The 24,838-nt window shown below is 46.5% G+C and carries 31 protein-coding genes; 16 read left to right on the forward strand and 15 right to left on the reverse strand.

Going from position 1 to position 24,838, the window contains the following annotated elements:
• Positions 1–58: 58 nt before the first annotated feature.
• Entirely contained in the window at positions 59–517 is a 459-nt protein-coding gene (locus ABT56_RS19670; RefSeq protein ID WP_047880620.1) for an AraC family transcriptional regulator, read from the reverse strand.
• Positions 518–583: 66 nt separating this feature from the next.
• Here ABT56_RS19670 and ABT56_RS24095 point away from each other — a divergent pair, with 66 nt between their 5' ends.
• The 3 genes from ABT56_RS24095 to ABT56_RS19680 all read left to right on the forward strand — a co-directional run bounded on the left by ABT56_RS24095 (position 584) and on the right by ABT56_RS19680 (position 2,179).
• A complete protein-coding gene (locus ABT56_RS24095; RefSeq protein WP_157037928.1) occupies positions 584–745 on the forward strand; it encodes a hypothetical protein in 162 nt (53 codons plus the stop codon).
• Between the two features lie 75 nt (positions 746–820).
• Positions 821–1,447 (forward strand): 3'-5' exonuclease, encoded by a 627-nt coding sequence (locus ABT56_RS19675; protein ID WP_047880621.1) that lies wholly within the window; start codon positions 821–823, stop codon positions 1,445–1,447.
• A gap of 351 nt (positions 1,448–1,798) precedes the next feature.
• Complete coding sequence (locus tag ABT56_RS19680; protein WP_047880622.1) at positions 1,799–2,179, forward strand: PH domain-containing protein; 381 nt, start codon at positions 1,799–1,801, stop codon at positions 2,177–2,179.
• Positions 2,180–2,237: 58 nt separating this feature from the next.
• Here ABT56_RS19680 and ABT56_RS19685 read toward each other — a convergent pair whose 3' ends face one another.
• Both ABT56_RS19685 and ABT56_RS19690 read right to left on the reverse strand, forming a co-directional pair.
• The gene (locus tag ABT56_RS19685; RefSeq protein WP_047880623.1) at positions 2,238–2,900 is read right to left on the reverse strand and encodes an alpha/beta hydrolase; all 663 of its coding nucleotides are present in this window, start codon (positions 2,898–2,900) and stop codon (positions 2,238–2,240) included.
• 182 nt (positions 2,901–3,082) lie between these two features.
• On the reverse strand, positions 3,083–3,559 hold the full coding sequence (locus tag ABT56_RS19690; RefSeq protein ID WP_047880624.1) for an outer membrane lipoprotein: 477 nt from the start codon (positions 3,557–3,559) through the stop codon (positions 3,083–3,085).
• A gap of 271 nt (positions 3,560–3,830) precedes the next feature.
• Between ABT56_RS19690 and ABT56_RS19695 the strand changes: the two genes are divergently transcribed.
• The 6 genes from ABT56_RS19695 to ABT56_RS19720 all read left to right on the forward strand — a co-directional run bounded on the left by ABT56_RS19695 (position 3,831) and on the right by ABT56_RS19720 (position 10,532).
• The gene (locus ABT56_RS19695; protein WP_047880625.1) at positions 3,831–4,280 is read left to right on the forward strand and encodes a hypothetical protein; all 450 of its coding nucleotides are present in this window, start codon (positions 3,831–3,833) and stop codon (positions 4,278–4,280) included.
• A gap of 86 nt (positions 4,281–4,366) precedes the next feature.
• Positions 4,367–5,449, forward strand: coding sequence for a rod shape-determining protein RodA (gene rodA / locus ABT56_RS19700; protein WP_047880626.1), 1,083 nt, complete (start codon positions 4,367–4,369; stop codon positions 5,447–5,449).
• 204 nt (positions 5,450–5,653) lie between these two features.
• Positions 5,654–6,922 (forward strand): O-acetylhomoserine aminocarboxypropyltransferase/cysteine synthase family protein, encoded by a 1,269-nt coding sequence (locus ABT56_RS19705; RefSeq protein ID WP_047880627.1) that lies wholly within the window; start codon positions 5,654–5,656, stop codon positions 6,920–6,922.
• A 245-nt stretch (positions 6,923–7,167) separates the two neighbouring features.
• Complete coding sequence (locus tag ABT56_RS19710) at positions 7,168–9,069, forward strand: bifunctional metallophosphatase/5'-nucleotidase (protein WP_047880628.1); 1,902 nt, start codon at positions 7,168–7,170, stop codon at positions 9,067–9,069.
• A 177-nt stretch (positions 9,070–9,246) separates the two neighbouring features.
• Positions 9,247–9,621 (forward strand): hypothetical protein, encoded by a 375-nt coding sequence (locus ABT56_RS19715; protein ID WP_047880629.1) that lies wholly within the window; start codon positions 9,247–9,249, stop codon positions 9,619–9,621.
• 248 nt (positions 9,622–9,869) lie between these two features.
• Positions 9,870–10,532, forward strand: a complete 663-nt coding sequence (locus ABT56_RS19720) for a DJ-1/PfpI family protein (protein ID WP_047880630.1) — start codon at positions 9,870–9,872, stop codon at positions 10,530–10,532.
• A gap of 105 nt (positions 10,533–10,637) precedes the next feature.
• On the opposite strand, the gene ABT56_RS19725 is transcribed toward ABT56_RS19720, so the two are convergent.
• The 4 genes from ABT56_RS19725 to ABT56_RS19740 form a co-directional block, all read right to left on the reverse strand.
• Positions 10,638–10,970, reverse strand: coding sequence for a DUF1840 domain-containing protein (locus tag ABT56_RS19725; RefSeq protein WP_047880631.1), 333 nt, complete (start codon positions 10,968–10,970; stop codon positions 10,638–10,640).
• Positions 10,971–11,073: 103 nt separating this feature from the next.
• A complete protein-coding gene (locus ABT56_RS19730; protein ID WP_047880632.1) occupies positions 11,074–11,655 on the reverse strand; it encodes a rhomboid family intramembrane serine protease in 582 nt (193 codons plus the stop codon).
• Positions 11,656–11,709: 54 nt separating this feature from the next.
• The gene (locus tag ABT56_RS19735; RefSeq protein WP_047880633.1) at positions 11,710–12,516 is read right to left on the reverse strand and encodes a crotonase/enoyl-CoA hydratase family protein; all 807 of its coding nucleotides are present in this window, start codon (positions 12,514–12,516) and stop codon (positions 11,710–11,712) included.
• A 112-nt stretch (positions 12,517–12,628) separates the two neighbouring features.
• Positions 12,629–13,123, reverse strand: coding sequence for a hypothetical protein (locus tag ABT56_RS19740; RefSeq protein WP_047880634.1), 495 nt, complete (start codon positions 13,121–13,123; stop codon positions 12,629–12,631).
• Positions 13,124–13,265: 142 nt separating this feature from the next.
• On the opposite strand from ABT56_RS19740, the gene ABT56_RS19745 reads away from it, so the two are divergent.
• Positions 13,266–13,472, forward strand: coding sequence for a hypothetical protein (locus tag ABT56_RS19745; protein ID WP_047880635.1), 207 nt, complete (start codon positions 13,266–13,268; stop codon positions 13,470–13,472).
• A gap of 22 nt (positions 13,473–13,494) precedes the next feature.
• Positions 13,495–14,016: a DUF4136 domain-containing protein gene (locus ABT56_RS19750; RefSeq protein WP_047880636.1), complete on the forward strand. Its 522-nt coding sequence runs from the start codon at positions 13,495–13,497 to the stop codon at positions 14,014–14,016.
• A 12-nt stretch (positions 14,017–14,028) separates the two neighbouring features.
• Here the strand turns inward: ABT56_RS19750 and ABT56_RS19755 are convergent, their stop codons facing one another.
• From ABT56_RS19755 to aroG, 4 genes are all read right to left on the reverse strand, one after another.
• Positions 14,029–14,562, reverse strand: a complete 534-nt coding sequence (locus ABT56_RS19755) for a DUF6985 domain-containing protein (protein ID WP_053062582.1) — start codon at positions 14,560–14,562, stop codon at positions 14,029–14,031.
• A 91-nt stretch (positions 14,563–14,653) separates the two neighbouring features.
• A complete protein-coding gene (locus ABT56_RS19760; RefSeq protein ID WP_047880637.1) occupies positions 14,654–14,995 on the reverse strand; it encodes a DUF5713 family protein in 342 nt (113 codons plus the stop codon).
• 132 nt (positions 14,996–15,127) lie between these two features.
• Complete coding sequence (locus ABT56_RS19765; RefSeq protein WP_047880638.1) at positions 15,128–15,457, reverse strand: Imm51 family immunity protein; 330 nt, start codon at positions 15,455–15,457, stop codon at positions 15,128–15,130.
• A gap of 367 nt (positions 15,458–15,824) precedes the next feature.
• Complete coding sequence (aroG, locus tag ABT56_RS19770; protein ID WP_047880639.1) at positions 15,825–16,877, reverse strand: 3-deoxy-7-phosphoheptulonate synthase AroG; 1,053 nt, start codon at positions 16,875–16,877, stop codon at positions 15,825–15,827.
• A 286-nt stretch (positions 16,878–17,163) separates the two neighbouring features.
• On the opposite strand from aroG, the gene ABT56_RS19775 reads away from it, so the two are divergent.
• From ABT56_RS19775 to ABT56_RS19790, 4 genes are read left to right on the forward strand one after another with little or no spacing between them, the layout of a single operon-like run.
• Positions 17,164–17,901 (forward strand): amino acid ABC transporter ATP-binding protein, encoded by a 738-nt coding sequence (locus ABT56_RS19775; RefSeq protein ID WP_047880640.1) that lies wholly within the window; start codon positions 17,164–17,166, stop codon positions 17,899–17,901.
• 8 nt (positions 17,902–17,909) lie between these two features.
• Complete coding sequence (locus tag ABT56_RS19780; protein WP_047880641.1) at positions 17,910–18,746, forward strand: amino acid ABC transporter permease; 837 nt, start codon at positions 17,910–17,912, stop codon at positions 18,744–18,746.
• Positions 18,747–18,800: 54 nt separating this feature from the next.
• Positions 18,801–19,610, forward strand: a complete 810-nt coding sequence (locus tag ABT56_RS19785) for a transporter substrate-binding domain-containing protein (protein WP_047880642.1) — start codon at positions 18,801–18,803, stop codon at positions 19,608–19,610.
• 27 nt (positions 19,611–19,637) lie between these two features.
• Entirely contained in the window at positions 19,638–20,528 is an 891-nt protein-coding gene (locus ABT56_RS19790) for an amino acid ABC transporter permease (RefSeq protein WP_047880643.1), read from the forward strand.
• A gap of 20 nt (positions 20,529–20,548) precedes the next feature.
• On the opposite strand, the gene ABT56_RS19795 is transcribed toward ABT56_RS19790, so the two are convergent.
• The 4 genes from ABT56_RS19795 to cobU form a co-directional block, all read right to left on the reverse strand.
• On the reverse strand, positions 20,549–21,076 hold the full coding sequence (locus ABT56_RS19795) for a GNAT family N-acetyltransferase (protein ID WP_047880644.1): 528 nt from the start codon (positions 21,074–21,076) through the stop codon (positions 20,549–20,551).
• A gap of 278 nt (positions 21,077–21,354) precedes the next feature.
• Entirely contained in the window at positions 21,355–22,839 is a 1,485-nt protein-coding gene (locus ABT56_RS19800; protein ID WP_047880645.1) for a cobyric acid synthase, read from the reverse strand.
• Between the two features lie 11 nt (positions 22,840–22,850).
• Entirely contained in the window at positions 22,851–23,519 is a 669-nt protein-coding gene (locus ABT56_RS19805) for a histidine phosphatase family protein (RefSeq protein WP_084722428.1), read from the reverse strand.
• 27 nt (positions 23,520–23,546) lie between these two features.
• The gene (gene cobU, locus ABT56_RS19810; RefSeq protein WP_047880646.1) at positions 23,547–24,080 is read right to left on the reverse strand and encodes a bifunctional adenosylcobinamide kinase/adenosylcobinamide-phosphate guanylyltransferase; all 534 of its coding nucleotides are present in this window, start codon (positions 24,078–24,080) and stop codon (positions 23,547–23,549) included.
• A gap of 261 nt (positions 24,081–24,341) precedes the next feature.
• Between cobU and ABT56_RS19815 the strand changes: the two genes are divergently transcribed.
• Complete coding sequence (locus tag ABT56_RS19815) at positions 24,342–24,716, forward strand: YgiW/YdeI family stress tolerance OB fold protein (protein WP_047880707.1); 375 nt, start codon at positions 24,342–24,344, stop codon at positions 24,714–24,716.
• The last annotated feature ends 122 nt before the right edge of the window (positions 24,717–24,838 follow it).

The following is a 24,838-nucleotide window of genomic DNA, read 5'->3' on the forward strand; positions in this document are numbered from 1 at the left end:
GGATATAACGGCAATATCTATCTGTCTAACCGATGTATATCCATTCAATTAGACACGATTAAATAATGATATTTTTTACGGCCAAATAAAAACCCACGTCGGCAATATGAGTCTCGGTGTCATAGCTATGGTAAAGCTCGAAACACGGTCGCTGATCTACCATCAGTCCCGCATTGTGCGCATCCGCTGACAATTGTTGCCACCATTGTGCATACTCTGATTTATCTTTGATAATTGCACGCTTGGTGCAATAGCGCCCTTCAGGTAAGGTCTGTATGGCAATATCCTTGGTACCTTCTGTGCCTAACGGCACCGTCAAGCATAAGTCTGTCCGACATTTATCAGCGTCTACTATCGCAGGATCATCCCAGTAGATGAACAGGCATTGCCCCCCTTGGAGTCGATTGTCACTTGCCCAATGGTACAAACGCTCAAGTGCAGATTCATAATTTTCACCATAAGGACCAACAACACGAATGTAAGCCAGACGTTTTTCTGGGATCATTTCAGTTTTCATGTGTACCACCTAACCTATACTTGTTGTACCCACCTATTATTGTGGTTATGCCACTAAGGTTAGCTTATGTTTGAATGGCTGAAGAATATCTTTCATCTAGGCAATGATCATCCAGACGATCTCGTAGAAAAACAAAATGAATCCCCCGTTGCCGACTCTGAACCAGATGCCGGAAAAAAATATGCTCAAGGTAGCCCCGGTCACCATGACGATGGAGATGGCGACTAACTGAAGAAGGTTACACACCATTATACGGCGGTATATAATGGCGCCTTCAGTTAACGTGATATTAAGGTCTTTTACTTGACGCTATCCTACGCCGCCCATACCGCCATTATCCTTGACTTCGAGACTACGGGGCTTTCGCCAAATATGGGTGATCGCGCCATTGAAATTGGTGCTGTCAAAATTGAACAGGGGCAAGTCGTCGACCACTTTCAAGGATTAATGAATCCAGGATTTAGAGTCAGTAGCTTTATCGAAAGCTATACCGGCATTACCAACAACATGCTCGCTACAGCTCCAAACTGCGAAACCGTGATGACGGAATTTGCCGATTTTATCCAAGGCTACAACCTCATCGCCCATAATGCCTCTTTCGATCAACGTTTCCTTGATGCTGAACTCGACAGAATCAACCGTCGCTACTCAGGTTCGTTTTGTTGCTCAATGCTGGTTGCTCGGCGTCTGTACCCGCACGCAACCAATCACAAGTTAGGCACATTGGTTCATCAACTGGCGCTTGAGAACGACGGTACCTTTCACCGAGCTCTTGCCGATGCAAAAATGACCGCTTCTCTGTGGTGCCATATGCTCGATACTATCGAAGATCAGTATCAACTCTCGTCAGTCCCCTTCTCTGTAATGCAAAAAATCAGCAAAACCACCAAGGCGTCTGTGCCGAGTTACCTACAGAAACTCAAAGCCTAAGCTGATCCACACAATATCGCCTAGGTGCTTTCAGCTTTTGCACCTAGGCAATCACCATAAATTATGGTGATTATCTCAAGTAATAACACGCCTCATGTTTTTTATTTAAAAAGACCATGTCGAGTTCAAATGTTCCAACATCTAATAAGTGCTGATATTAATAATTTGAACACTGTGTACTTTATCTTCGAAAGGAAGACGATATCAGTATTCGCACTATTGAAATCAACCATTGAAGATATAACTCCCGCCCTTCACTTTAAATTGACCGGTATTTGATCTTAATCACCACTCGCCAAATCCCTATTCTTAAGTTAATTTGGTTCTATCACACTCAATACTGGAGGAAGTATGGGATTATTCGACGCACTACTTGGCAATGCTGGAGAAATGGACCGGGACGAGGCCCATGAAGAGCTTTCAACGATTCTGGGGAATGGCGAGCAAATTGAGTTAGCCTATAAACTCATCAGAGACATGATCGTACTCACCAACCGGCGCCTGATTCTGATCGACAAACAAGGTATGACAGGCAAGAAAATCGAGTACCGATCTATCCCGTATAAATCCGTCACCATGTTTACCGTTGAGACAACAGGCCATTTCGACCTCGACGCCGAGTTAAAGATCTGGGTTTCCGGCCAATCCGACCCGATGGAGCTAGAGTTTTCCGGCAAAACAAACGTCTATGCCATGCAATCGCTATTGGCAGAAAAAGTGGCTGGGAAATAATCTCTGCTAGGACATCCCTTGCTGAGCATGGTAAGCCTCTCAGCAAGGGGAATGTCACTTATAGTGCTAACCTTGCTCGCAACCACGCGGCTATATCTTTAATTTGCTCGAAGCACACTTGGTGCTCCATTGGGTAATCATGCCACTGCGGACTGAAACCTTTCTCGACAAGGGCATGGTAAGCATCTCGCCCCATGTCAGGCAGAACAACCGGGTCATACTGACCATGCATAATGCTAATTGGCAAATTCTGATTGGCGCTTTCTACTGTCAGCGATTGTGCTGTGGGGAAATACGTTGATAACGCCAGTAACCCAGCTAACGGTTGAGGATAAGTCAGTGCCGTATGATAGGCGACAGCTCCACCTTGTGAAAAACCAGCAAGAATAATACGCTCACTGGCAATACCACTGGCAATTTCATGATCGATCAATTTGGCAACCTGCACGGCCGAGGCTTTTAGTTGATCAACATTCAACTGGCGCCCCGCCCCCATTGCCAATATGTCATACCACGCAGGCATCACCATCCCACCATTGATCGTCACTGGTATCGACGGCGAATGTGGGAAAATAAAACGTACTGGCGCAGATGCCGGAAAACCCAACTCTGGCAATATCGCCTCGAAGTCATGTCCGTTAGATCCCAAACCATGCAACCAAATAACAGAAGCGTTCACAGGTACTTCAGGTTCAACAATCACCGATGATAAATAGTCCATATCCCTTCTACTTTTAATGAATATCGTTATAGGCTCTGCACCTATTGTCGTTCAAAGATGCCTCGCATGAGCATGAATTGCAAAAATAAGACCGCAAAATGCGGCCTTTACTCTCTCTGCATCACCCCAATTGCATCACCAAAATGTCGAATGCTTATTACATACCATAAAGGATAAATCCATTACTCGGGCACAACGCGTGCAGTACGCCCTTCCACGTTAACCCTTACCCGCTGGCCAACTCGGAAAATCATATTAGGATTGGCTTCTTGTACCACAGCGATCGTCTCACCGGTATCATCCATCTTAATCGTTAAATTCACCCCATTGCGTTTGGTTATTCCCTGCGCAGCTTCGCTGCCCGCATAGCCCCCAAGCAAACCACCACCAATGGCAGCAATGTCAGACCCTGAGCCGCCGCCAATCTTCGACCCAAGGATCCCCCCAACCGCGGCACCGGCAATTGCCCCAATTGCCTGCCCCTCACCTTCAATGGTCACAGGTTCCGTTTTTACAACAGTGCCATAACGTACCTGCTGAATTGACCGGGTATCAGCCACTCCGTAAGAGTCTCCATAAGGATTTGGCGATGTACACCCCGTGAGCCCCAATCCCAATACAGCAAATAGGCACAGCAACCAGTACATTTGATACTTCATAGGCTTTCCCCCAGTAACATTCATCTGCCAGCCAGCCTGACAGCAACCAGCAACGTCTTTTCAGTATAGCAATCTGATCATATCTCTAGTTCGCACGAAATTTATCCACTTAATATGATTCGTGCCGAATAATTGTTGCAAACTATTGCATTTTTTTACCAAGCGTTTAGTTTAATTTGCCGCCCGACTGATCCTGATCTTTATCCTGGCGATAATAGCACCACCACAATTAACGTTTCCGTGAGCAAGCAGACGCCCAGCAGATACCGACATGAACAGACCCACCTTTACCAAGCATTTTGTTGCCTTGCTGTTCAGTCTAACTCTGATCACGAGTGCCTCTTACCTCAGCCATCTGCTTTGGCCGAGTGTGAATACCGGTACGCCGACTCTTCCTTATCATACGGAAATCTACGAATCGCGACGGCAGGATGAAGAACACCTAGAGCCGCTGATTTCGCTATTTTCCCAACCAGGGATCTCTGCCAACCTGCCTTGCGTGCAATCTGTATCGACACCGAATACAACAAAACCGATCGCACTGAACAACCAGCAGGACATCTTGGCATTCACCGGCGAGAGTCCATCTCTGTGGCTAAACGTCATGCTATTTGCGGTGACTATTCCTTTAAGCATCAATCATCGCCACAAACGGCGCAGACGGTGCCTGACGGGTAATAACGGTGCGAATCTCCAATACAAGTTTGTGGTTCAACAATAACCAAAATCACCCTATTGCTAACGACGACGGAAGGTCTCCGACCTCATTCCGTAAATACCACGATCGCCAATTTAGTTATTGATTACATGTTGAATTACAGACCCAGAATTGACTACCCACTTCTTCTTGCCATTATTTTAGTCATGCTCCTTGGCAGCTTGACGGTTTGGAGTGCCAGTGGCTTCAGCGAACCTATGATGGAACGCCACCTTGTACGCGCCCTGATTTCCTTGACGTGTATTATGGTAATGTCAGCCATACCACCGATTAAATATCAGCATATCACGCCCTTTCTATATGGATTGGCTGTCGTACTGCTGCTAGGTGTTATCGTAATGGGCGACAGTACCAATGGCTCGCAGCGCTGGCTTGCCCTTGGCCCTATTCGCTTCCAGCCATCGGAACTGGTCAAGGTAGCCGTACCTATGATGGTGGCTTGGCTTATTGTGGTTGACGCAGGGCGACCCGATCTGAAAAAAATTGGGCTGTGCTTGCTGGTAACAGGTGTTCCGGCCGGGTTGATTTTCATTCAGCCTGATTTGGATGGCGCGATATTTGCCGTGATCTATGCACTGTTCGTGCTCTATTTCGCTGGTATGAGTTGGAAAATCATTGGTAGCTTTTTAGGCGCTATCGCCACCGCTGTTCCTTTGCTGTGGTTTTTCGTCATGGAAGCCTACCAGAAAAAACGGGTGACTCAGTTTCTCAATCCCGAATCAGACCCACTCGGCGCTGGCTACCAGATCATCCAATCTCTCATTGCCATTGGTTCAGGCGGGGTCAGAGGCAAAGGCTGGATGCATGCAACACAAGGACACCTTGGCTTCATCCCTGAAAGCCACACCGACTTTATTTTTTCGACCTTCGCCGAAGAATGGGGCTACATGGGCAGTGTACTGCTCATGGGCTTGTACCTATTCATCACCTTGCGGGTTATCTGGCTTGCCTGCCAATGCGAGCACCCATTCAACCGCTTGGTAAGCGGAGCACTGGCGCTGAGCTTCTTCCTCTATGCCTTTATCAATACCGGCATGGTAAGCGGCGTACTTCCCGTAATGGGCAGCCCGTTACCTTTCTTCAGTTACGGCGGTACGGCGATGATCACCCAAGGTGTCTGCTTCGGCATCATCATGTCGCTGTGTCTCTACAAACCTTACACAAGCAAGTAGCATCTTTTTATATCTTCAACAAAAACGCGGCCCTGTGCCGCGTTTTTGTTTCTAAGAAAATGTAATCCCCGAAAAAACACTCCGTCTTGTCATCTGTTCTCTGCCATACTGGTTTTGAAATACCCAAATGCTCTTGTGGCAACGCCTACAACTACGCATTACAGGGTCTCTTTGGAGCCACTCCGACCATATCAAGGAAGACAGATGAAAGACGAAACCCTTTCCATCCACTATGGCTATGAAACCGATCCAACGACAAAATCGGTCGCCACCCCCATCTACCAAACCGTAGCTTATGAGTTTGACAATGCACAACACGGTGCTGATCTCTTCAATCTCGAGGTTCCCGGCAACATCTATACCCGAATCATGAACCCCACCAATGACGTTCTCGAGCAACGTATGGCGGCATTGGAAGGCGGGATAGCCGGGCTGGTGGTCAGTGCGGGTAGCGCAGCAATTAACTACGCCATCCTAACGCTGGCTCAGGCCGGTGATAATATTATCTCTACCCCACAGTTGTATGGTGGTACCTACACCTTGTTTGCCCACATGCTGCCAAGGCAAGGCATTGAAGTCCGTTTTGCCAAGGACGACAAACCAGAAAGCCTTGCTGCCCTTATCGATGAAAACACCAAAGCCGTTTACTGTGAAAGTATCGGCAACCCGGCGGGCAATATTGTCGATATAGAACGAATTGCCGAACTTGCCCACCAGCAAGGTGTTCCTGTAATCGTCGACAATACCGTAGCAACTCCCATTTTATGCAAACCGATTGAGTTCGGCGCTGATATCGTGGTTCACTCCCTGACCAAATACGTTGGCGGCCACGGAACTACACTAGGTGGTGCCATTATCGATTCAGGCAAATTCCCTTGGGCCAAATTCAAACAACGTTTCCCTGTGATGAACGAACCAGAGCCTTCCTATCACGGTGTGGTTTATACCGAAGCCTTCGGCGATGCGGCGTTCATTGGCCGAGCTCGAACAGTACCGCTGCGCAACACCGGGTCAGCACTGTCTCCGATGAATTCATTCATGCTGCTACAAGGGCTAGAGACCCTTGCGCTACGAATGGAACGCCACACAGAAAATGCCCTGAAAGTTGCCCAATACCTCCAGCAACACGATAAAGTCAGTTGGGTAAGTTATGCCGGATTGCCTGACTCTCCCTTCTATCCACTGGCTGAAAAATACATGGCAGGCAAGCCATCGGCTATCCTCTCGTTCGGTCTTAAAGATGGTTATGATGCAGGGGTTCGCTTCTACGACAGTTTGAAAATTTTCAAACGCTTGGTGAATATCGGTGATGCCAAATCTTTGGCTTGCCATCCGGCCTCTACCACACATCGACAGCTCAATGCCGAAGAGCAAAAGCAAGCCGGTGTCAGCCCTGAGATGATCCGTCTGTCTGTTGGCATAGAGCATATCGATGACATCATTGCTGATCTCGAGCAGGCACTGAACGCGTAATACTCCCTCTATGACGCCAAGCGACAACACTGCACTTGGCGTCATCTGTACATCGATGCATCGCCATCGCTTTTGTTACCGATTCAACCCAAGATTTTATTGCCTTGTGTTTTAAAACGCCCCAATTCTCAAATTTAAATATACAAACTCAACACCTTACATAAAAACAAGATCAACATCGCACATTTTTATTGCGTAAGGTCCTATCATTCCCCCTCCATTATTTAACAAATTAAATACTAAAAATGAAAAGAACCTTACTTGCCTCGACCATTCTGCTTACCCTTAGCAACCCACTCTTTGCTGCCGACGGTGATTTAGTTGACGTAACCATCCTAGGTACCTCTGATCTGCATGGCCACTTTATGCCTTGGGATTACGCAGCAGACAAACTCAATATGCGTGGCAGCCTGAGTCAGATCGCGACTAAGGTAAAAAATATTCGTGACAAAAATGGCAACGTTATCCTTGTCGATGCCGGTGATACTATTCAAGGCAACTTCGTCGAAACGTTCAAAGACGAGCCCGTAGACCCAATGATGTTGGGTTTCAACGAAATGAAATACGATGTCTGGGTGTTAGGTAATCACGAGTTTGACTTCGGCCTGAAAGTTCTGGATCGCTCATTAACCCAGTTCAAAGGCCATTCACTAGGTGGCAATATTAAGCGCCCTGACGGCAACCCGTTCCTACCTGCCTATACCATCATTGAAAAGCAAGGCATCAAAATTGGCGTGATCGGTATGGACACTCCAATGACTCAGGTTTTTGCCGAAGGAACAAACCGCTTAGGTGGCGTAACTTTCACCAACCCAACATTAGAGGTCAAGAAAGTCATCAAACAAATCGATGACAAGGTCGATGCGATCGTACTTGTTGCCCACATGGGCTTGGACAACGAAAACAACATCGACCATACCGGTGTCACTGACATTGCTAATGCCAACCCGGAACTTGACGCTATCGTCGCTGGCCACATGCACACCCGCATCGACAAGGCCGTTGTCAATGGTGTGATCATTACAGAACCAGACAAATACGGCCGTGCACTCTCACGTATTGATCTGCAATTTGAAGAAAATGACGGCAAATATACGTTGGTCAATAAAGACAGCTTCACCTACAAAATCAATGGTGTTGAATCAGATTCCGTGATGGAGTCGCTGTACGCTCCTTATCACAAACGCCTACGTGAAAATGCAAACCGTTCTGTTGCAGAACTGACCGGTGTTGATCTGGTACCAGAAAATGCCATTCGCGGTATCCCACAAGTACATGTACAAGACACAGGTATCAGTGCCCTATATCAGGAAGCGAGCTTCCACTACGCACCGCAAGCCAATATCATCGCCCTACAAATTGACAACGACAATGCCGAGCTTGATGTTGGCCCAATCAAAGCCAAAGACATTGCCTACAACTATCAATACGCAGGCGGTGAAATCACCGTTTATGAGATGACAGGCAAAGAGCTGAAGAAATACATGGAATGGTCTGCGGGCTACTTCAACAGCGTAAAACCTGGCGATGTTACTTACAGCTTCAATCCAGAACGCCGTTCATCAAAATATTCAACCAACGATTTCTTCGCTGGTGTGACTTACACTATCGATTTAACTCAGCCTGCTGGCAAACGTATCGCTGATCTGAAATTTGCCGACGGCAAGGCCATTACAGACAACACCCCTATCCGACTTGGCATGAATAGCTACCGTATGGGACACCTAACCAAAGCTGGTGGTGTACTGGAAGGTCGTGAGTTCCCTGTGTTGTTTGACACAGAAGCCGAGTACGGTGAAGATGCGGGTACAATTCGCAACCTAACCATCCGCTACCTGACCGAAGTGAAAAACGGCAAGTATGAAGGTAAGCCGATGCACCGTTGGCACCTTGAAGGGCTAGATGGCTACGACAAAGAACGAGCCATTGTCACCAAGCTAATCAACGACGGTAAAATCGATGTACCAGCTAGCGAGGATGGCCGTTACACCAACGTTGCCTCTATCAATGTCAAAGATCTGATGTTTAAATCAAAGGCTGATGCACTCACCTACGTCAAAGCGCAAAAGGCCAAGCTTGCCAGCGCTACGCCAGCCGATGCGATCGCTATTAAGCGCAACATCATCATTGCCGAGGCGATTAACTAACAAAGCATAATATGTGCTTATGAAATAAGAAGGGATCATTACGATCCCTTTTTTATAACCAAAACTATAATTTTATACCTTTAATGGGAGATCAATGTATTTTCTCTGAAACGAGTAGCTTGAGGTCATTGAGGTATATTGATAAATTGAGTCCTAGTTAGAGCAGGAGAATCAGTAATGAGCAATGAAACAAAAACAATGGAAGTGCCACTAGCAATTGCCGATAGAGTGCAAGCGCTTATTGATGCGTACGAAGCCAAAGAGAAGTTCAAAGCTGAGCGTATTATCGTCGTCAACAACTTGCTTGCTATGGATAGCCTGAGCTGCGAGATGGCCGTTTACAGTCTGCCGCAAGACGAACTACTCAATACTCTCCGATTTGTTTATGAGCTATCTGGCACTAACAGCAAATTCGTCACCAATATACTTACCCAGTCCCGTGAGAACCCTAAGAAAGTATTATCTGACTCGCAGCGCGCAACGGCGAAAAGTATGCTGTTTAATCTGATCAATGATCCATCTGTCATTTCTGCGATGAAAGAAGTTTCGTAATACGGCTTACCTTTCTCCAATGCACATTGGATACGTATTGGATAACTACGCATTGGATAACATTGTAGCGTGGCATTAAGGTTCGATAATTTGTGACATTCTTGTATTGGCTTTAACCCCACTACAAAATGAGACACTGACGTATTTATGCAATCTGTTCAATTTCACATTCTCGTTTAGAATTGGCAGATTGCATGCTGGCAAATCCACTATGCTAAGTAAGATACACACAACCCCGAGCCATACCGATGCCCCAGCAAACAGACTCTGAGCGCAGCCATACCGTCGCTGTTTTGCTCTACCCCGGTTTCGATCTACTTGACCTTGCCAGCGTCACCAATGTTTTAGGCTTATATCCTGATGCCTTCAACCTTATTCTCACAACCAATCACGATAATACTGACGAGACGCATCTCCCGGCAGAACAGCAAATCACCAGCCAACAAGGTGTTACCCTTAGCCACATAACCCACTGGCAGCATCTTCCTGCCATTGATATTGTCATTATCCCTGGTGGTGAAGGAGCCGCTACTTTTGCCCTCAAACCCTCTGTTAGTAATTGGCTAAAGCAGCATGCCGACACCCGTTATATTTGTGCATTTTCACTCGCGGCTGTACTACTGGCTGAGGCCGGATTACTGCTGGGAAAATCCGCCACCACCAGCAAAAAGCACTATCGACTGGCAAGCCAATTCGGAATCGGGGTCGACTGGTATCCTGTTGCTCGATGGGTGCGAGATCAAAATATATTCACATCATCGGGGGGAATTGCGGGATTAGATATGATGCTGGCGTTACTTGCCGCATTGAAGGGAGAAGATATTGCACGTAAAACCGCTATTCAACTCGAACACATTTGGATCAACGATCCCAACGATGACCCATTTGCACCACTCCACGTCGTACAATGAGCGGCTAAACGACTATCAAGGCTTATAGCCCACCAACCGTTATAGCAAGAGGCAGCATTACCTGCCTCTTCGTATTATCTAAGCATCAATAGCCTAAATTTTTGCTTACTTCGCTTCTTCCCACATCACGTACGTCTCAGCAGCCTTCGCCGCTTTCAACATATCAATCAAGGGTAAGGCTCGAGTATGTAGACTAACAACGGGCTCGCTGTAAGGCTCATCTTCATCATCGCGCAAGTCTGTATTATCCGCTTCTTGCTCGATCTTCTTCATTGCTACGGTTTCCGCCTGCAAGTTTTCAAGCGCTGCGTCGATTTCATCCTTCTCCAGTGCGCCGGGAATCTGGTCGCATTTGCCCATGATTTTCAGCATTTGCTTTGCAACATCACCGAACATCATAATCTGGCCTGAGGCTTTACATTTAAAGACAACTAACATGTTTTCCTCACAACTTATTGAATTTCAAATACCCAAATTGATAATACAAACCACTATGAGCATTTCACAACTATCAGTAAAGACGCTAACAGGCACACTAAGATTACATTATTTGAGATTTGCTTCGATCAATATTGCTATCCCTACGGGCATAACCATATCCCGCCAATGCCCCAGCCAACGCACCAAAAAAGTGGCTTTCGTAACTGATCCATTCATGTACCGGGACAAATCCCCAGATCATCGACCCGTAAATAACAATTACCAAAAATGCAATTACGATCGACTTCAAACTGCGGTAAAACAAGCCATATACCAGCAGATAAGCCCACAGCCCGTAGATAATGCCACTCAGTCCGATATGGTAGTTCATGCGACCAAATATCCAGACGCCGATCCCGCTGCCAAACCAGCAAATCATAAACACTGATATCAACCTTGCCAGACCGAAACGAGACAGCAGCAGTGCCAATACTGTAAACGAAAACATATTGCTCAACAGGTGCCCCCACGAGCCATGGATAAATGGGTAGGCAGCCATACCTGTAAAATGCGTATAATGCCGTGGCAGCAAGCCAAAGTCAGCGAGATAACCGGCTGATACAACATTGACGATATGTACAACAACACATACCGCCACCACAGCAAAAATAAACATCAAGGCATCTTTATCTGTTTGCTTCATCTGTCCTCTCAGATTGTTACACTTCAGCGGCATCTAAGATGACCGTAGCAACGGTTACCAAAAAGACTGCCGCGAACGGTAAGGCAGATCTTCCTGTTTACGCTGCCGCCGTCCTGCAATGGTAAAATTTCGGCCAAGCAACAACCGCAACTGGCTGAATGTTTCATGCGCCAGCAAAAAACGCTCGGAACCGTGCCAACAACGATTTGTTGTTAACTTTATTGCAGCCAATGCATCGGGGGATGCTTGTGCCAACTGACCAACAAGCTCCTTTGCTCGCTCCATCGGCTGATGTGAAAGCTCAGTAACCAGACCGCATGACAACGCTTGTGATGCTGTGACAATCTCGCCGGTCATCGTCAGTCTCATGGCTATATCCTTAGCAACCACTTCACGCAGCGACATCAAGCCAGCCATATCAGGAACTAACCCCCAACGAACTTCCATAATTGACAGCTCGGCATCTGGCTCTGCAATGCGAAAATCGGCACCAAGAACAATTTGCATCCCCCCACCGTAACAGCGTCCTTCGATGACCCCTATCACAGGAAAGGGTAACTTACGCCAATTTCGAGACACTCGTTGGGCCAAATTCGCATTGCCCGGTAACCACTTCGCCAATAACGATATCGCCTTAGATTTTGATGTGGCTACACTTTTTATATCAAGTCCACTGCTGAAATTACCACCTTCACCACGCAAAATCACGGCTCGTATATGTTTTTGCTTCCTCAACCGTTTGCTTATCGCATCAAGTTCCTGAAACATTTTCATATCCAAGGCATTCATTTTATCCGGCCGATTCAATGAAACCGTTACAATCCCGTTATTATCTTCGACGTTAATCCGATGCCATTCCATTGCTACTCCCCTCTGGTCTGTCCAGTTAATTTCATGTTAACACAAAATTAACAGGACACCTGTGCGCAAATGCTCACAATGCACATAATGACGCCAACTCACACGGCTTTGGCTATTTTGGGGCTTTACGATACCCTAAAGCTTCTGCGGCAAGTCGCCATTCTGTTGAGGTAGCCGATGAGATAGGCTCATAGGTAATAACAATCGTTGTAGGATCGCCCCCTGTACACACTGTCCCATTCTGTTCGATGGACGCACTAAAAAGCGGGAGTGCATTAGACGTAGCGGCGCACCAAGTACCAACCATCGCTCCCCCTTTCAAATGGCATAACTGATCAACTATCTGTTGATATTCATCAAGAGAGCCTTTCGTCTCATCAAGACACCACAAACGCTCATAATGAATATATCCATCTTTGGGGTGATAGACCTTGCCGGGAATCACTGCGGTGAAATCTAGGATCCCCCCTCGGGTTGCCTTAACATACGCTTCAGACAAATTGGCAATATCTTCCCCTAAAACAGGCGAAGGCTTCCTATACAAATCACTAATACAAGCGCTTAACAATAAAGCGATAACAATCGTTGCCCAAGGGTGCCATTTCATACAGATCACCAGTGAAAGGTTATACGGCATGAACTCATGTTATAAGCATATACCCTGTCTGCTAAAACGAGCGTACAGAGGAATCTTGGGTATATCGTTTTCTATGGCCTAGGATAATAAGAGGTACTAACCGGAGATAATTATGTATTACGTTGATTCGCAACCAAGGCTACTGATTGCAGAAAACACAGACATCCTTGAAGCCTTTATCGATAACGGACTGCATATGGATCATCAAATTTACTGTCAATTCCCTCTCCCTGATTCACTATCCGAACGAGTGAAACAATCTGCACCTCTCTCTGTTGAATTCAACGATGGAAACATCATCTCAGACCAACAAAAATAATGGTTTATAGGAGGTAAGCATCATGATTCGTTCTCTTTTTCTAACAACTACTATGATGCTACTTCTAGGGGCATGTAGCTCCGATGTTTCCACAGACTACAACACTGCCGTTAACTACAGCCAATTCAAAACGTACCAGTTTTCTGCCGGCGTCAACCATGCAACAACGACCCTTGATGGAAAACGGATGGAAGATGCCATTGCTGTGGCGCTCTATCAAAAAGGCATGGAACCAGCCGCCAACAATGCCGATGTCACTGTTACGCATTCTATTATCGAGCAATCAGACTATCGCTCATATGGAACCAGCATTGGTTTTGGTTACGGCTATCGTAATTTCGCTTTTGGCTATAGCCCACCGACAGATTATCGTGAGTATCGCTACGGTAAACTCGTCGTCGAAATGATTGATAACAGCAACAATCAAGTGGTGTGGCGTGCCGTGTCGAAGCGAAAACTGTCTGAAACCCTTTCGCCTTCTGCACGCATTGACTTTATCAACACACAAATTAATGAAATGTTTAAGCAATATCCACCGTTGTGATATAGATATCAATCATCCTCTATGTTTATAAATAACGTCTTCTAATTCCTGATTTCCATAAGCATCCGAGTTTGTAAGGTGTCCATCATAAGAGCCCAATTTATTAATAAAAGAGCCGTTTTTGAATACGAGTTGCAGTCCATGCTCTTGTTCCCATTGACAATGACATCCTAATGAAATGTATATCAAGTTATCGGACTCCCGCCGAGAGACCGTAGGCTCACAACCAAACTGTACAAACTTCCAAACATCATTCGGCGTATTAATTTCCACATACCAATCATCGTCTGGCGTCAAGTATTTCAAGATATCTTGGTAATAGTTATAGACAAATTCACTTACATTATGAAGAACCCTTTTATCAAGGTTAATGAAATTATCGATAGCAGAATGGAAATCTTCTTTGTTAAAATCGAACTGGTACTCTTCAAGCATTAACTCACATACAGTATTATCAAGAAATGCGACTTCGATCGGTTCGGTAACACACTCATCAAAACGATCATCGACAATAACTTTACCGTTTGATATTTCAAACTCCAGCACTTTAATTCACCTTATTATTAAGTATAAATATTCACTTAAATCGAATTTCATCACTTAATCTCAAAACACATAAAATATGATTTTTTTTGCATTACCATTCTCTTGGCGCAATAACATCCTCAATATCGACATCAGCAAATCCATAAGAACGAACAATAAAATCAAAATCTCCGGCGATCACTTCTCTTGCTTCCGTCTCCAGTTCACTGCCGTTATCCTCAAATTCCTCACCGAGTTCATTAATTCGTTCTGTTGCAGCATGAGTAAGTAATAACAGGCTCTCTTCACTGTTTGGGTTGTTAGCTTCAATACTCTCACAAAGCTCAATCAGTATAATTTTGAGTTTATCTACGAGAAAATCAGGAAAGTAGCCATCACTGTACATACCCGTAAGAAAACCATAACCTTGTAACTGACCATTTGAAATAGACATTAAAATCTCCTTATTTTCATAGAACACCAGGCTGTCTATACTTCCAATCGTGAATTCAAATACCGACAACTTATCCCTCATCTAGGTGAGGCTCAGATACAAAATCCCTGACATTGCCGATATCATCAAGAACTAACGGTACTGAGCATACCTAGATACGGCGTCTTCCATTAATCTATCATTATCATAAAACTGTGATACTCGTTCAGCGATGAATTGCAAAGCCTCTTTGCTTTCACTGCGAACACAGAACATGTCAGCTTCCGAATCGAACTGAATGCTGCCTAGTGTATCCGGTGACTGCTCTTCGAGAAGCGCCCTAATCAGTCTATTCCAATCGTGTCCATTTCCTAAAAAACCTTTTTTATCGAAAATTTCCCACTTCATATCACTAGAAAGCAATAGGCTGTATACCTCATTCTCTTCTGAACAGATAAATGGATACATAATGTTATTACTCATGATTTTCCTTATATAACACGTAAAACTAAAGCCAATTTATCCCAACAGTGTAATCGATACACAATCAATGACGCCAAAATGAAAAGTGGAAAATGATTAAATTCATATTCACACTTCTTAAATATCGCATCATGATGAGCACTATCATTACAAGCTGTCTAATAAACTATTCGAAAGATTATAATCTTCTTATTTATTTCATTTAAAGTCAAATAGTTACCCTTCACCATGACGACTCAAGATATACATTTCGTGGACAGTGAACATTTCCAGAATAAAAATTCATGCGGGTTTTTCATGAGCTACATATAAAAAACCCCAGCAATAGGATGCCGGGGCTAATTTATTCATCAACTATATGTCGTTATTACAGGCTTCGTCTTGCTTTAACATCTTGAGCCAGTTTGCGCAGTACAAGTTCGGTATCCTCCCAGCCGATACACGCATCGGTAATACTTTGCCCATATGTCGGAACTGTACCATCAACAATATCCTGTCGACCTTCAACCAGGTTACTTTCAATCATGACACCAAAGATAGCCTTGTTCCCTTGTGCAATCTGCTGGCCAACATCATCAGCAACGACCATCTGTCGCTTAAACTGTTTTAGGCTATTGGCATGACTAAAATCAATCATTACCTTCTGTCTCAGCGCTGCTTTTTCCAGTTGCTCAGTAATGGCCGCAACGTGCTCAACACTGTAATTAGGCTCTTTTCCCCCACGCAAAATGATATGGCAATCATCATTACCCGCGGTCGATACAATTGCCGAATGACCATATTTGGTAACGGATAGAAAATGATGGGGGGCACTAGAGGAACCGATAGCATCAGTGGCAATTTTGATGTTGCCGTCCGTGCCATTTTTGAAGCCAACCGGACACGACAACCCAGATGCCAGCTCACGATGGACCTGAGATTCAGTGGTACGAGCCCCTATTGCCCCCCAGCTGATCAAATCCCCCATATACTGCGGGGTGATCATATCCAGAAACTCGCCCGCTGTCGGCATTCCCATATCTGTCAATTCAAGCAGCAACTTGCGACCAATGCGCAGGCCATCGTTGAGCTTGAAGCTATTATCCATATACGGATCGTTGATCAAGCCTTTCCAGCCAACCGTTGTACGCGGTTTTTCAAAATAAACACGCATCACAACTTCAAGTTCGCCACTCAATTCATCACGCAGCTGCTTCAATTTTCGACCATAATCCAATGCCGCATTGGGATCATGGATAGAGCAAGGCCCAATTATCACCAACAAACGATCATCTTCGTCATTCAGCATATTGTGAATCGCCGTACGCGCCTGATACACCGTCTCTGATGCATTGTCAGTCGCTGGAAAACGCTCCAGTACAGCAACGGGAGGTAAAAGTTGTTTTATTTCACGGATACGTACATCATCGGTCTTATACATTGCTACTTCCTGAATTCACGGCCCGTCAACTGTACATAATAATTTACAACTTTAGTTGACAGTAATTTCAACATCCAATTGACTTTAACTTATCCATATTCTAGGTGAAGTGCAAACCCTAATTCACCTAATACTGATATTTTCTTTGCGGTGGATAATTAATCAGTTCCTTAGCCATTTGGTGAGAAAACCGTTCATCATCGCGGTTATTCAAACAAACTTTTGTAATTCTCTTTTCAGGGCAATAACATAAGTTCAATAACTTATCTTATACAAAGGTTGGCTGATGGTTTCTGAACCCGTGATCGCATTTCATAATGTCGATAAATGGTATGGCCAGTTTCATGCCTTGAAAAATATCAACCTCACTATAGAACGCGGTGAGCGCCTTGTTATCTGCGGCCCATCCGGATCGGGCAAATCAACATTGATCCGCTGTATTAACGGACTTGAACAATTCAATAGCGGTGAAATCACCGTTGAAGGCCAGCCGCTCGACAAGCGTCATCTCCGAGCCATAAGGGGCAAAGTTGGAATGGTCTTCCAACATTTCAATCTTTTCCCTCATATGACAGTACTTGAAAACCTGACCCTTGCCCCGCAACGGACACTGAAAATGACGCAGCAGGACGCCCAAGCACTGGCGATGGAATATCTGGCACGGGTACAAATCGCCCATCAGGCCGACAAGTTCCCTTCCCAACTATCCGGCGGCCAACAACAGCGCGTCGCTATTGCCCGCTCTTTATGCATGAAACCGGACATATTGCTTTTTGATGAACCAACATCGGCATTAGACCCTGAAATGATCCGCGAAGTACTGGATGTGATGAAAGAACTGGCTAACGAAGGCATGACCATGGTCTGCGTTACCCATGAAATGGGATTTGCCCGCCAAGTTGCGGATCGCGTCGTGTTTATGGATGAGGGTGAAATCGTTGAGACGGCTCCTCCTAGCCAGCTATTCGATTCGCCGCAGCATCCACGTACCCAGCAATTCCTTGAACAGATCCTGAGCTACTGAGGCCGCTTATGTCACAATCGTGCCTACCTCACCACTCTGGCTCGGCTACAGCACCACTAATACGAAAGATACTAAAGCCGTTTTTGTCGGGATTGTTACAAATTGGGCTCGTGGCCGCGGCTATTTTCTGGCTGTTGCAAAGCGGTGCCGAGGCAATGGACTACCGCTGGCAGTGGTATCGCATTCCCCAATACTTATGGTTTGTCGAAGACGGTGAGTGGTTCCCAGCCGAGTTACTTGAAGGGTTAATGGTCACCCTCCACATCAGCGCGGTCAGCCTGATTGCCACCTTGTTGATCGGCCTTACCGCCGCCTTGCTTCGACTGTCAGATTCGATCGTTGGGCGAGGTCTGGCTCGCGGTTATGTTGAGTTAATACGTAACACCCCCTTACTGGTGCAAATTTACCTACTCTATTTTGTCTTCGGCCCAGTATTAGGACTAGAACGATTCACCACCGCCGTACTGGCACTGTCGTTGTTCCAAGGAGCATACACTGCCGAGATTTTCCGAGCGGGATTACTCAGTATTAGCCGGGGGCAATTTGAGGCTGCTGACAGCTTGGGGCTAAGCAAAATCGATAGCTACCGCTATGTCATTTTGCCGCAGGTTTTCCGCAGGATATTACCACCACTGACCAACGAGGCCGTCTCTTTGGTAAAGAATTCCTCCATTGTTAGCGTCATGGCTATCTTCGACCTAACAACTGAAGGGCGAAACATTGTGGCAGATACCGCTATGCCGTTTGAGGTCTGGTTTACTGTCGCCGCCATCTATCTGTGCGTGACTTTATTGCTCTCTGGACTGGCAGCATGGCTCGAACACAAGCTCAACGTATCAAAATAATTTACAGCAACAATAACAACTAAATACCACTATCTAAACAAGGAGAAAGGAAGTATGAAGCGCCTATTATCCATTTTTCTGGCGATCACTACGCTAGTGACATCGTCGCTCGCTATCGCATCTGACAAAAGCGCACTAACAGAGATCAAAGAACGCGGAACGCTCCGAGTCGGTATGTCCACATTTGTACCTTGGGCCATGCGTGACAAGCAAGGCGAACTGGTCGGGTTCGAAGTTGATGTCGCTCGTCGTCTTGCCAGCGATGCCGGACTTAAGATCGAATTTATCCCAACCGCATGGGACGGTATCATCCCCGCGCTGCTTGCTGGCAAATTCGACGTCATTATTGGCGGTATGTCCATTACTCCGGCAAGAAACATGAGCGTTCTGTTCACAGCGCCTTATGCTCATTCAGGCGTTCAACTTGCGGCAAGCAAAGACAAAGCAGATGGCAAGGTAACGATTGCCGACTACAACAAACGCAGCGTCACTCTTGCTGTTCGCCGTGGTGCCTTTACCGTCCAAACAGCAAAAAAATATTTCCCCAAAGCCAAACTTCGCCAATTTGACGATGAAGCGCAGGCATTCCAAGAAGTACTTAACGGCAACGCCCATGCATCTCTTGCTTCATCACCGAAACCTGAGCAAATGGCAATCCAGTACAGCGACAAGCTATTCCTACCATTTAAAGAACGTTTAAGTCGCGGCTCTGAGGCCTTTGCTATTCGCCAAGGTGAATTTGATTTGCTTAATTTCTTCAACAACTGGATTTTGCTTCGTACCGAAGATGGTTGGCTCAAAGAGCGCCATGACTATTGGTTCACCACTCTTGATTGGCAAGACCAAATTGCAAAAGGACAGTAAGCCTTGTCACTAAGCAACCATACCAAGATGCCGGGCCAAAAGCGCCCGGCCCTATTGTCACTCAACGCGCTCGACTGGATCTTACTGACCGTTGTCAGTCTCTTTTGTGGTTGGCTCTACTACCGCTCAGCGATTGGGATCCAATACCACTGGCGCTGGAGCCAGGCATTTGACCTGATCTTCACCCAAGGCCAAGACGGAGAGCTTCCTTATTTCTTTCAAGGTGTAATCGCAACAATACGCCTGAGCCTATGGGGAATGCTGTTTGCCGGCATACTAGGTGTCATTCTGGGGCTGGCTCGGCGATCTTCACTCGCGATCATCCGCTTCCCTGCCCAGGCATACATCCAGTTGGTACGCAATATTCCCCCACTGGTCTTTGTTTTTATTTTTTATTTTTTTATTTCCAGTCAGTTGGTCCCAGCCCTTGGTTTGACATCCGTTCTACGCGATATCCCGGAGCACACCAATATCGTCCAAAATATTCTTTTTGGACCCGCAAAATTATGGGAAAACTTGTTTTCGGGGATTCTGTGTGTAGGCCTGATTGCCGCGGCCTACATTGCTGAAATCGTACGCTCCGGGATCGACAATATAGCCAAAGGACAGTGGGAAGCCGCAGACTCCTTGGGCCTATCTCGCTGGGATCGGTTTCGCTACGTCATTTTCCCGCAGGCACTGACTGGGATCGTACCGCCCCTGGCGGGACAGTTCATCTCATTGGTCAAAGATTCTTCAATCATCTCGCTGATCTCAATTCAGGAGTTAACCTTCGTTGGCAGCGAAATAGCTAACTCGTCGGGGATGATTTTTGAGATCTGGCTACTTGTTGGCGTAGGGTATTTGTTCCTATGCCTAGGACTCTCTGTGCTGTTCGGCAAACTGGAAACACACAGTCAGCGACATCGCAGACGGTAAATGAAGAATCACCCGTTTCACTAACGGGTGATTTCAAAAACGCACAGCTTATGGTTGTGCCTTTCCTTATCGCCAATATGCTCCATGCCGATCTTTTTCATTACCTGCCGGGCGGACATATTTCGGTTAGAAGTAAATCCGATAATACGGCGGAATCCCCCCTCGCGCAGACCATACTCGACAATTGCACGACCTATCTCGGTTGCATAACCCTGATGCCAATGGTCTTCACAAATTGTCCACTCGATTTCGGCGTCATGCTCGCTGTCACCGTAAGGGTTCAAGCCAACACGGCCAATCAGGGTATTACAATCTGACAATATCAACGGGCAATTGAAATAGTGTCCGCGCCACTGCCAGCCATGTCGATTAGCCTTGAACCATTCAAGCACATCACGGGCCTTCGCCTCGGTCCAGGGTTCTTCCTCGGTATAGGTATGCACAGACTGGTTCGACATAATGCGATGAAGGCTATACAGATCACCTTCATGCCAGGGGCGGATATAAAGACGTTGGGTTTTGATACTTGGTGCGACATCTAAAATCATCTTTATCCCTCTTTTAAACGGGCCAGAGCCTTCATTCATCCCTGACCTGTTGTTGGCGTTCAAACCTGTTGCGCATACCCTCTTAGCAACGTTTGTCTACTGGCAAACTATTGCAAATTTCAAATTACCCAAACAGCCTCACTCAATATGCAGGATTCAGAGATCCATTCTCAGGGTTCTTGTCTTTCTTCATCCTGCATATTCACAACCGCTATGCCTTGCTGAGAAATCAATACATTCTCGTTAAAACAGGTCTCTTAAGGTTGTTTGGGCATATGTTATTTAATTGTAGCAAACATATCAGCCCATTCCGGCCACAGCTTGCCAAGATCCATATGTGCTTCAAGCGTGTCGGCCAATCGATCAATATGTTGTTCACGAAGCAGGTCAAAATCCGGTGTTTTAGTCGCTTCCAACCCAGCCCATGCCAAAATCGCATCACAGGCTTCAGGCTGCTCGAAAATACCATGCAAATACGTGCCGAAAACTTGGCCATCAATACCAATCTGTCCATCGGGGCCATCAGTCAACATAATCGGCGCATCAGCCTTAACGCCTTGCGTCACCCCAGCATGGATCTCATACCCTCGAACGTCAACCGCTGCCTGCTCTGGCATCACCAACTTACCTGTCACGCGCTTGAGTTGCTTATGGGGTTCAAGCACCGTCGATGTCTGCAGATATCCAAGCCCTTCGCTGCTGCCCGGTTCACCCTCGATGCCATCAGGATCTGCAATCGACTCACCCAGCATCTGGTAGCCGCCACAAATTCCCATCACCTTGCCACCCAACCGCAAATGACGCGCAATCTGCTTATCCCACCCCTGCTCTTTCAAATACGCCAAATCACTGCGAACACTTTTCGTTCCCGGAATAATAATCAGATCCGAAGGCGGGATTTGCTGCCCTTTACCGACAAATTGCAGGTTAACCTGCGGGTGCATCCGCAATGGATCGAAATCGGTGTGATTGCTGACCCGCGTAAGCACAGGAACAGAAACACGCAGTGGGTTTTCATCGCTATCGACCTGCTGGGCATTAATGGCATCTTCCGCTTCCAGCATCAAACCGTGCAAGTATGGCAGTACACCCAAAACCGGTTTACCTGTCTTCTCTTCCAGCCATTCCAGACCATTTTCCAGCAACTTGATATCGCCACGGAAACGGTTGATAACAAACCCTTTCACCCGCGCCTGCTCTGATTCAGACAACAACGCCAGTGTACCGTACAAATGGGCAAAGACGCCGCCACGATCAATATCAGCCACGATAATCACCGGCACATCAGCCTTTTCGGCAAAGCCCATATTGGCCACATCATTTTCTCGCAAGTTGATCTCAGCCGGGCTTCCCGCACCTTCGATAATCACAGTCTGGTATTCCTGCTGCAACAAAGCAAAGGACTCCATGATAGGCCCCATAACCACTTTCTTGTAGTTGTGGTAACCCACTGCATCCATATCTGCCAGCGCCTTACCCTGTACAATTACTTGTGCGCCGGTATCGGTATTTGGCTTTAGCAATACCGGATTCATATGTACGGTAGGCTCAATGCCACATGCTTGCGCCTGTACGGCCTGTGCGCGGCCTATTTCACCACCATCCAGCGTTACAGCGCTGTTCAATGCCATATTCTGCGATTTAAACGGGGCAACATGGATATTTTTGCGTGCCAATACCCGGCATAGACCTGCGGCCAATACACTTTTTCCAGCATCGGACGTAGTCCCCTGAACCATCAGGGCTTGAGTGGTAGATTGCATGAGTGTCTCACTTAAAATTGTTGCTGAATTGGCCACTGAATTTGCGGCCAATGCTGTCCTTGTTGATCGGTAAATACCGTGACGCGGTAACGAGCCGCATAAGGTAATTCAATGCGGTGCAAATAATTGGCATTTTGTGGCAGTTCAAGCAGGAGCCGCAGGAGTTGCTTCATCACCCCTGCATGGGTAACCACCAGCAGACGCTTGCCCAACTGCTCACTAAGCAAGCACTGCCATGCTTTAGCGATACGCGTATCAAAAGCCTCTAATGACTCTCCACCATGGGGGTTACCTAGCCATGGGTTTTCCCAGTATTTTGCCAGCGTAGAGCCATGCTTATCCCACAGCGACTGATGGCTCTGGCCATCCCAGTCACCAAAATTCATTTCCATCCATTGGGGATTGAGGCTCAAGGGTTGTCGGCACTTTTCAGCAAAAGACTGCGCAAAATGGCTGCAACGCTGAAGGGGAGAGCTGATCACCGTTTCGATGTCATCCAAACCAAGCACCGCCTGCTCCATTTGCATCATTCCTGTCTCGGTTATCACAAAATCTGTATGACCCCGCAAACAGCCATGTCCATCCGGTAGGCCGTGCCTTAAAAAGTCTACTCTCGTATAAACACCATGCGGCAAAGCGGCTTTGTCCTGCCCGTCTTGGTTTTGCTCTGGGTTGGCCATATGTATGCTCTCCCTTTGATGAGGTGACTATGCGAATGCTGGGCCTTTTAGTACCTGCGATAGCCCTGCCGTCACAAACGTAACGCGATCGACTTGCTGGGCGATGGCTTGATGCAGCCAACCGCTCTGGTCAACAAACTGGCGGGATACCTGACCAAGCGGCACAATCCCCTGACCGACCTCGTTGCTGACCATAATAACGCGGCATTGCGCACCGGCTAGGGCTACAAGCAGCTCTGATTTATACTCGGCCCAAGGCTGAGGAAAATCATCATTAAACAGACAATTGGTCAACCACAGTGTCAGGCAGTCAATCAACACGCAATACTCGGGCTTGTTGTACGTCCGGATCACCCTCGCCAGATCAACGGGCTCTTCAACCAATAGCCACTCTGCCGGGCGATCCTGCTGGTGGCGCTGAATACGTTCGGCCATTTCGTCATCGTCGGCTGTGGCTGTTGCCACATACACAACCTTCAACCCTGACGCCATTGCCAACTGTTCGGCCAGCCGGCTTTTGCCTGAACGGGCACCGCCTAATACCAACTCTGTCGTTACCACTTCTAACCCTTCTTTTTACCGCCATTTAACTATTGCGGCATTTTAGCGAATGGCTTCCCCATCAACGAGTACTTTCGTGAAAGCCAACTACAAATGTGAGAGATAGAACCAACGAGCCCGCGATCCACCTAACGATCGCAAAAAGTTGAAAATGAACGGAATCTGAATATCCAACTCATCAATAGTTCAGTCTGTTGGGTGTTTAATAGAACCATCAAGACAACATGACTTCAACACCCCACATAGGAAGACCAAATTATGATTAAGAAAACAATTATCACTATCGCTACCGCAGCCATCATCCTACCTACCGCCGTTTTTGCTGGTGAGCATAACCAAAAAGAAGATCGCATTGTCAGCTATAACGGCCCTGTAGAAACCGTCACTGTTGCTTCGCTAATGGAAAACAACAGCATGTTTGCCGAAACCAAAGCCGTTGTTGAAGGAACGCTTATCAAGCAGATCAGCGCCGATACTTTTATCTTCAGCGATGGCAAAGACACAATCCAAATCGAGCTAGATGACGACATCATTGTTCCACATGCTATCGACGCCAACACTAAAGTCCGTCTATTTGGTGAATTTGAAGGCGGCAACACACCAGAGATTGAAGTAGATCAGCTTCAAGTTCTGTAACTACGACGAACGTTTCCACTGCATTATTTCGTTACGCCTGTTGCGTAAAATAGATTCCAAGCCACTGAGTCTTTTGCCTTGCCCCGCCAAATTGCGGGGCTTTTTTCATCAATCTTCTGTTC

Source organism: Photobacterium aquae (genome assembly GCF_001029445.1).
Lineage (GTDB): Bacteria > Pseudomonadota > Gammaproteobacteria > Enterobacterales > Vibrionaceae > Photobacterium > Photobacterium aquae.

Bases quoted from the DNA above. Each gene is read 5' to 3' on its own strand.
- ABT56_RS19805 (WP_084722428.1), bottom strand. From the start codon at position 23,519: ATGGCCAACCCAGAGCAAAACCAAGACGGGCAGGACAAAGCCGCTTTG.
- ABT56_RS19710 (WP_047880628.1), top strand. From the start codon at position 7,168: ATGAAAAGAACCTTACTTGCCTCGACCATTCTGCTTACCCTTAGCAAC.
- rodA (WP_047880626.1), top strand. From the start codon at position 4,367: ATGTTGAATTACAGACCCAGAATTGACTACCCACTTCTTCTTGCCATT.
- ABT56_RS19750 (WP_047880636.1), top strand. From the start codon at position 13,495: ATGATTCGTTCTCTTTTTCTAACAACTACTATGATGCTACTTCTAGGG.
- ABT56_RS19775 (WP_047880640.1), top strand. From the start codon at position 17,164: ATGGTTTCTGAACCCGTGATCGCATTTCATAATGTCGATAAATGGTAT.
- ABT56_RS19680 (WP_047880622.1), top strand. From the start codon at position 1,799: ATGGGATTATTCGACGCACTACTTGGCAATGCTGGAGAAATGGACCGG.
- ABT56_RS19735 (WP_047880633.1), bottom strand. From the start codon at position 12,516: ATGGAATGGCATCGGATTAACGTCGAAGATAATAACGGGATTGTAACG.
- ABT56_RS19725 (WP_047880631.1), bottom strand. From the start codon at position 10,970: ATGTTAGTTGTCTTTAAATGTAAAGCCTCAGGCCAGATTATGATGTTC.
- aroG (WP_047880639.1), bottom strand. From the start codon at position 16,877: ATGTATAAGACCGATGATGTACGTATCCGTGAAATAAAACAACTTTTA.
- ABT56_RS19765 (WP_047880638.1), bottom strand. From the start codon at position 15,457: ATGAGTAATAACATTATGTATCCATTTATCTGTTCAGAAGAGAATGAG.
- ABT56_RS19790 (WP_047880643.1), top strand. From the start codon at position 19,638: ATGCCGGGCCAAAAGCGCCCGGCCCTATTGTCACTCAACGCGCTCGAC.
- ABT56_RS19760 (WP_047880637.1), bottom strand. From the start codon at position 14,995: ATGTCTATTTCAAATGGTCAGTTACAAGGTTATGGTTTTCTTACGGGT.
- ABT56_RS19785 (WP_047880642.1), top strand. From the start codon at position 18,801: ATGAAGCGCCTATTATCCATTTTTCTGGCGATCACTACGCTAGTGACA.
- ABT56_RS19745 (WP_047880635.1), top strand. From the start codon at position 13,266: ATGTATTACGTTGATTCGCAACCAAGGCTACTGATTGCAGAAAACACA.
- ABT56_RS19695 (WP_047880625.1), top strand. From the start codon at position 3,831: ATGAACAGACCCACCTTTACCAAGCATTTTGTTGCCTTGCTGTTCAGT.
- ABT56_RS19720 (WP_047880630.1), top strand. From the start codon at position 9,870: ATGCCCCAGCAAACAGACTCTGAGCGCAGCCATACCGTCGCTGTTTTG.
- ABT56_RS19685 (WP_047880623.1), bottom strand. From the start codon at position 2,900: ATGGACTATTTATCATCGGTGATTGTTGAACCTGAAGTACCTGTGAAC.
- ABT56_RS19670 (WP_047880620.1), bottom strand. From the start codon at position 517: ATGAAAACTGAAATGATCCCAGAAAAACGTCTGGCTTACATTCGTGTT.
- ABT56_RS19715 (WP_047880629.1), top strand. From the start codon at position 9,247: ATGAGCAATGAAACAAAAACAATGGAAGTGCCACTAGCAATTGCCGAT.
- ABT56_RS19740 (WP_047880634.1), bottom strand. From the start codon at position 13,123: ATGAAATGGCACCCTTGGGCAACGATTGTTATCGCTTTATTGTTAAGC.
- ABT56_RS19705 (WP_047880627.1), top strand. From the start codon at position 5,654: ATGAAAGACGAAACCCTTTCCATCCACTATGGCTATGAAACCGATCCA.
- ABT56_RS19795 (WP_047880644.1), bottom strand. From the start codon at position 21,076: ATGATTTTAGATGTCGCACCAAGTATCAAAACCCAACGTCTTTATATC.
- ABT56_RS24095 (WP_157037928.1), top strand. From the start codon at position 584: ATGTTTGAATGGCTGAAGAATATCTTTCATCTAGGCAATGATCATCCA.
- ABT56_RS19800 (WP_047880645.1), bottom strand. From the start codon at position 22,839: ATGCAATCTACCACTCAAGCCCTGATGGTTCAGGGGACTACGTCCGAT.
- ABT56_RS19690 (WP_047880624.1), bottom strand. From the start codon at position 3,559: ATGAAGTATCAAATGTACTGGTTGCTGTGCCTATTTGCTGTATTGGGA.
- ABT56_RS19780 (WP_047880641.1), top strand. From the start codon at position 17,910: ATGTCACAATCGTGCCTACCTCACCACTCTGGCTCGGCTACAGCACCA.
- ABT56_RS19730 (WP_047880632.1), bottom strand. From the start codon at position 11,655: ATGAAGCAAACAGATAAAGATGCCTTGATGTTTATTTTTGCTGTGGTG.